Source organism: Pseudomonadota bacterium (assembly GCA_010028905.1).
Classification (GTDB): domain Bacteria; phylum Vulcanimicrobiota; class Xenobia; order RGZZ01; family RGZZ01; genus RGZZ01.
In genome coordinates this window covers 1-6,296 of the sequence record RGZZ01000300.1, presented here as the reverse complement: position 1 = coordinate 6,296, position 6,296 = coordinate 1, and the positions used below count along the sequence as shown (strand labels likewise).

4 protein-coding genes are annotated in these 6,296 nt (G+C 65.2%); all 4 read right to left on the bottom strand.

Annotation, left to right across the window (positions count from 1 at the left end; genetic code table 11):
- On the bottom strand, positions 1-437 hold a 437-nt coding region (locus EB084_17390; protein ID NDD30032.1), incomplete at its 3' end, for a hypothetical protein.
- Between the two features lie 81 nt (positions 438-518).
- Positions 519-1,439, bottom strand: coding sequence for a hypothetical protein (locus tag EB084_17385; GenBank protein ID NDD30031.1), 921 nt, complete (start codon positions 1,437-1,439; stop codon positions 519-521).
- Positions 1,436-3,163 carry a sigma-70 family RNA polymerase sigma factor gene (locus tag EB084_17380; protein ID NDD30030.1) on the bottom strand — a complete coding sequence of 576 codons (1,728 nt, stop codon included), beginning with the start codon at positions 3,161-3,163 and terminating at the stop codon, positions 1,436-1,438. Before EB084_17380 ends, EB084_17385 begins: the two co-directional genes overlap by 4 nt.
- Positions 3,164-5,158, bottom strand: a complete 1,995-nt coding sequence (locus tag EB084_17375) for a DNA primase (GenBank protein NDD30029.1) — start codon at positions 5,156-5,158, stop codon at positions 3,164-3,166.
- Positions 5,159-6,296 lie beyond the last annotated feature (1,138 nt).

Genomic DNA, 6,296 nt, shown 5'->3' with positions numbered 1-6,296 from the left:
CTCCCACCGCCTCCGCGGCGCGGTCTGCGGCGCTGCCGTCGACGACCGCTGCTGCCCCCCCCCGCGCGACGGCTGCCGCCTTCCTCGTCGTAGCCGTCTCCCCCGTCACGGTCGCGCGGCTGATCGTACTCGTCTTCCTCTTCGAGGTAGTCGTCGGCCCAGAGGTTCTCGGCGCCAGGAACGGGACGATATTCGTTGCAGCGGCCGCGCTCGATGATGACCAGGGGAAAGTTGAAGTTGAACGAGGTCACGCATACGCGGCCCTGGGCGCGCTGCGAGTAGCGCCAGCGCATGCACGTGCTGCACATCTCGCACCAGTAGGTGTCGCCCCACGGCGTGCTGCGCCAGAAGCGCTTCTCGTCATAAGAGGCGGGGTTCTCGGTGGGCACCGTCGGTGTGGGCGCCCCTGCATCCTTGCTCGATGTCTTGCTGCTCACGGGCAGTTCCTCCGGTCGCGTCTGCGTCGGCCGTCGATCGGCTCGCGCGGGGTTGTTCGAGTAGCGATCACCCGAGAGTGATCAGGGGAGCTTCTTCAGACCTTCGGTGCTGCTGAAGCGGAAGTCGTCTAGCCCATGGACCTTGGGCTCTGGGCAGATGACCTCGAAGCCGCGGTCGCTATGCGCATACTGATAGGGCTTCTTGCACAGCGGGCAGGTCGGTACTTTCTGCAGGTACTTGGGGATGAGCTTGTCGATGCTGTCGGGAAAACGGTTGCGGTTCGCCTTGTTGTATTCTTCCACCACATTGGCCAGCATCTGCATGAACTGCACGCAGCGCATGGTCAGTCGCTTCTTCTTCTGCTCCGACGCGATGGAGGCCATCCAGCCCCAGTCGACCTGGTGGATCTGCAGCGAGCCGAGGCCATAGGCCGCGGGCTCCGGAGCCCTCAGGGTGTACTTCGTGCGGTCTTCCGACGCTGCGTAGATGAACTTGCGACCTGTTGCCGGGTCGGTGGGGATCTTCACCAGCGGTTCGCCCTGCCTCACGCCCTGGTTGTACTGCGAGAGCATGTCGACAAGAGCGTCGGGGTACTGTCCCGTTTCCATGAAGTAGAACTCGAGAAACGACTGGATGCTCGACATGGCATACACGGCGTTGTTCAACGCTTCCGCGCGCTCGTCTGCGCCGGGGCTCGGCGCGGCCTTCGGCGGCTCGGCCTCGGGAGAGGGCGCTGCTGCGGGGGTGCTCGTTGCCGAGGTCGAGGGCTTCGAGGCTGCGGGCGCCGTCTTTGGGGCAGCCTGCGCAAGCGGGGCGACAACGGTCGCCCACGCTACGACCAGCAACGTGGTGAGAAGCCGAGCACGGCCCTGGATACGGGGGTGTTGCATGGGGAGCTCCTTGTTGATTGCGGCGATGCCAGACGGCGTCGCGGTCTTGAGCCAGCGCCTCTCGAGGGCAGGGGGATCGCCGACCCCGAGAGGAGCGGGACGGGCGCTCACTGGCCCATCCAGTAGTCCTTCAGCCACTTGCTGCGGGTGGGATGGCGGAGCTTGCGCAGCGCCTTTGCCTCGATCTGGCGTATGCGCTCGCGCGTGACACCAAATTCCTGACCCACTTCCTCGAGGGTTCGCGGACGGCCATCTTCGAGGCCGAAGCGCAGCTGCAGCACCTTCTTCTCGCGGGGCGTGAGGTTCTGCAGCACGTCTTCCATCTTCTCCTTGAGAAGCATGGTGGAGGCGGCTTCGGCCGGCGCGACGGCATCTGAGTCTTCGATGAAGTCACCCAGGTGGGAGTCTTCCTCTTCGCCGATGGGCGTCTCGAGAGAGATGGGCTCCTGGGCGATCTTGATGATCTCGCGCACCCGATCTTGATAGAACTTGTGCCGTCGCTTGAGCTCGTCCTTCACCTTCGGATCTTCGCTGTGGAGGTCTTGCCCGAACGTCTTGGAGAGCTGCACCCGAACCTCTTCCGGCTCGATGGGGTACATCTCGTTCGTGATCTCTTCGACGCTGGGGTCGCGGCCCAGCTCCTGGAGCAGCTGGCGGGAGACGCGGATGAGGCGGTTGATGGTCTCCACCATGTGCACGGGGATGCGGATGGTGCGCGCCTGGTCGGCCAGCGCGCGGGTGATGGCCTGACGGATCCACCAGGTCGCGTAGGTGCTGAACTTGTAGCCCTTGCGGTAGTTGAACTTCTCCACCGCGCGGATGAGGCCGAGGTTGCCCTCTTGAATCAGGTCGAGGAACAGCATGCCGCGGCTGATGTACTTCTTGGCGATGGACACCACGAGACGGAGGTTGGCCTCGATGAGCTTCTTCTTTGCGATGTCTCCGGTGTCTTCGAGCTCGAGCAGGCGTTCGAAGTCTGCCCGCGGGGCAGCGTCTCGTCGCTGCTTTCGCAGGCTGCCGATGTCGGTCTCGAGGGCTTTGCGCTCGTCTTTCGAGTGGTCTTCGCTCTCGAGCTGCTCCTCGAGCGAGGCCAGCTTCTTGGCGTCCTTGTCGGTGAACTTCACCGAGGTCTTCTGCGGAAGGCTGTTGCGGAACTCGGTTCGCGCGTCGCGGAAGAGGTTGTCGAACTCCTTGTTCTTCTCACGCTCGTCGCGCACCGACTCAAAGCGCTCTGGCTCTCTCTCGAGCTCGAGGCGCTGCACGAGCTCGAGGAGCATGTTCGCTTCCTGACCCGCATTGACCTCATGCTGCAGGCGCCGGGAGACCGACTGCGGGAGGGTGCCGTGGTTCTCGGCGAGGGTCTTGCGGGCGTCCTTGCTCTGCTCGATGCGCTTGAGGAGCTGCTGGCGCATCACGTTCCAGAAATCCGGCATCGCCAGGATCTCTTTGGCCGCGTTCTCGCCGGCCTCGATCTTCTGCGCCAGATCGATCTCGAGCTCGGTGGAGAGGAGATCGACCCGACCGATCTCCTTGAGGTACATGCGAACCGGATCGTCGAGCGACATGCCCTCCGGCCAGACCTCTTCGGCTTGCTCTTCTTCCTTCTCGTCGGCACCGGCATCCTTGGCCTCGCCGATGATCTCGATGCCTTCGTTGGCGAGGCGCTCGAAGAGCTCATCGAACTGCTCGGGTGAGAGATCTTCGCTCTTGTAGAGCGCTTCGCTGATCTCCTCGTGGGTGAGCGTGCCCTTCTTCTTGCCTTCGGCGAGGAGCTTGCTGAACTCCGGTGAGACCTCTCCCCCAGCGACGGGTGCCTTTTCGCGCTCCTTCGACATCTAGGTTCCCTTCATTCGATCGTTCTGCAGTCTCTGTTCAAGCTCGCGGAGCCGGACGTACTCGGGGTCGTCGTGACCGATGGTCTCGCCGATGCGCTGTCTGATCGATCGCCGGAGCGATTGAAGCTCGGCTTTCTCGCGGCGGGTGCGAAAGTACGCCAGGGTGTGCGCGAATAGCTCGGGAGTGAGAGGTTCCGCGTTTTTGGCCAGTAGTATTTCAGACAGCCGTCGGTCGACTCCTTCTTGAGTGACATCGGCGTCATGCTGGACGAGCGCGACGAGATCGGCGGGACTCAGCGGGTTCTGCGTGTCAGGCATGGCATACAGCTTGACCAGGACCCCTCGGGCGAGGGGGTCTTCCATCTCCTCGGGCGCGACTGCCGCGCGCGCCGCGGGAATGGAGGCGGGTTCAGCCAGCAGGCAGCGCAGCAGATCGCACTCGGCCCGAGCAAGACCCGCAGACGCCGCGCGTCCTGGAGGCGAGAGCGGAGGCGGTTCCGCGGGGGGCGGACGCCGATCGCGCTGGCCGTCGCGGTTCCAGCCGCGTCCGCCGTCGCCACCCTTTCGCCAGCTCTCCCCAGAGCCAGAGCCGAACCGGCCGTCTCCCGATGATGATCGTCCGCCCGAGGACCCACCGGGCTTTGCGTCTGCGCGTCGGGGAGGGGCCGCGTCGCGTCGACTCTCGTAGGCCGCAATCCCTGGCGGGGGCGGGGTTCCCTCGATGCGCAGCAGGCGACGGACGGCGCTCTCGCTCACGTTCGCGCGATGGCACAGCTGGCGCACGTACTCGTCGAGTCGCACCACGTCGCGTATCTTTCCGAGGGTGGGCACCATCTCGCGCAGGAAGTGGCTCTTTCCCTCCGGTGTTCGCAGGTCGGCGCGCTCGCTCAGCAGGTCCATGCGGTACTCGACGATGCCCTGGGCCTGCTGCAGGCGCTCTGCGACTGCCTGCGCCCCTCCCGCGCGCAGGAGCGAATCAGGATCTTCACCTTTGGGAAGGCGCAGGACGCGCACCCCCAGCTGGGCCTGCTCGAACACCTCGATGCCCTTGTCGGCGGCGTTCTCGCCGGCGCGGTCGGCGTCATAGGCGAGAACGCACGACTCGCAGTAGCGACGCAGCAGCTTTGCCTGCTCGATGGTGAGGGCGGTGCCCAGGGAGGCCACGGCCTGGGGGAAGCCGCCCTGATGCATCGCGATGACGTCCATGTAGCCTTCCACCACGATGGCGGGGGCCTCCCGCACGTTCGTGCGGGCGTGGTAGAGGCCGTAGAGATGCGCGCGCTTCGAGAACAGCTGGGTCTCAGGAGAGTTGAGGTACTTCGGCTGTCCATCACCCATGAGGCGCCCCCCCATGGCGATGCGCTGGCCGTGGGCGTCGTGGATGGGGAAGGTGACGCGGTCGCGGAACATGTCGACGGGCCGACCGCCACGCTCGACCGCAAGGCCAGAGCCGATGATCTCGTCTTCGCTGAAGCCTTTCTCACGCAGCCACTCGGCCAGGAAGGCCGGGCCTGGCGGTGCGTATCCGAGCTCGAAGCGGCTGATGGTCTCTGCCGTCAGACCGCGCTGATGCAGGTAGTCGCGTGCCGCCTGGGCGTTCGGCGACTGGGTGAGGATGCGGTGATAGAGCAGCGACGCACGCTCGAGCACCTCGCGCAGCCGCTGCTTGCGGTCGTACTGCGCGCGCTCGTCGCTCGACATCTCCTCGACCTCGACCCCCACCCGCCGTCCGAGGTCTCGGATGGCCTCCATGAAGGTCCACCCCTCGAGGTGCATCATGAGCTTGATGAAGTCGCCGCCTGCCTTGCACCCGAAGCAGTAGAAGAGGCCGGTCTCGGGGTCGAAGTTGAGCGAGGGCGTCTTCTCTGGATGGAACGGGCACAGCGCCAGCAGCTTGCGGCCCTGCTGGCGCATCGACAGGTGCTGGCTCAAGACGCCGGCGAGGTCGGTCTTGTGGATGATCTCTTGTATGAGGGCGGGAGAGACGCGTGACATCAGGCCTCGCTGAAAGATGGGGTGGTTCGGGTCGTGGCCCCTCGCCTCGGCGGCGGTGAGGGGCAGACGCGGTCGGTGTGGGCCGACGCCGCGCTCTGCACGCCTGGAGCAGTGTTCGCCCTGGTCGACGAGTGGCCCGCTTGAAGCGCTTCTTCGCCTCGATGGGGGGAGCGGGCCTGCCGGGGCGCTGCGGTGGGTCGGGGGCGCTGCGGTATAAGCCCATTTGGGCTTCTCGCCAAAGGACCGGTGCTCTTCACTGCTTGCGCCGAGCACCTGGTGGGTTGCTCCTGCTGTGACTTTGCGTCAAGCCTGCAACTGTCCCCCGAGGTCGTGGTGGACTGAGGTAGACTGGGGCGCTCAGTGCGTAGTTCACCCACGCAAAGGCGGTGCGCGAAGGTGGCTTCAGGTACCCTGGGGGCAGTCTGGTCCTGCGGAGCTCACGCGTGATGCACTGGTTGGCGACCCCGGCGCTCTTGTCAGTATTTTGTTTGTTTTGAGGACGAACCGGGGAGAGCTGGGTGGCGACGTGACGCGAGCACAGGCTATCGGGCCTGGTGTGTTTGGCAGTGGTATGGCATTATGCGACTTTCCGCGCGGAAAGAGGTGGCTTCAGTCATCTGAGGCGTCGCAGGGCAGCGCCGCGGGTCAATGTGACAGCCCTGGCTGTCACGTGACACCTGCAGCTGGAACATCCTGGTGATGTGACAGCCCTGGCTGTCACGTGACACCCGCAGCTGGAACATCTTGCTTCACTGCGGTCGCAGTGCGCGCAGCGGCCTTCGCCCTGAGCGGGGCCTCGGTTTCGCCTTCGCCCCTCGCCCTCGTCCCCGTCTTCGAAAGAAGCATCCGATTGACAAGGGTCGCGGGGGCGCCTCTTGGGTGACAATGCACGAGCTCCGCAGAACCTGCGTATCGCGAGGGTACCTGCAGCCACTCTGGCGGCCATCCCCCGCAAGACATGCGGAGTCCCCCACGGTGGCGTGGTGGATACGGGCTTGTCCCCCACGGTGTCGTGGTGGACCTGAACCGCGCGCCCCCGTTCGTGCAGCTCCGCACCGTTGTCCCCCACGGTGTCGTGGTGGACATATGCGAAAGCCGCAGAGGGGGGTACACATCATCCGACCGCGTTCAGGGGCGC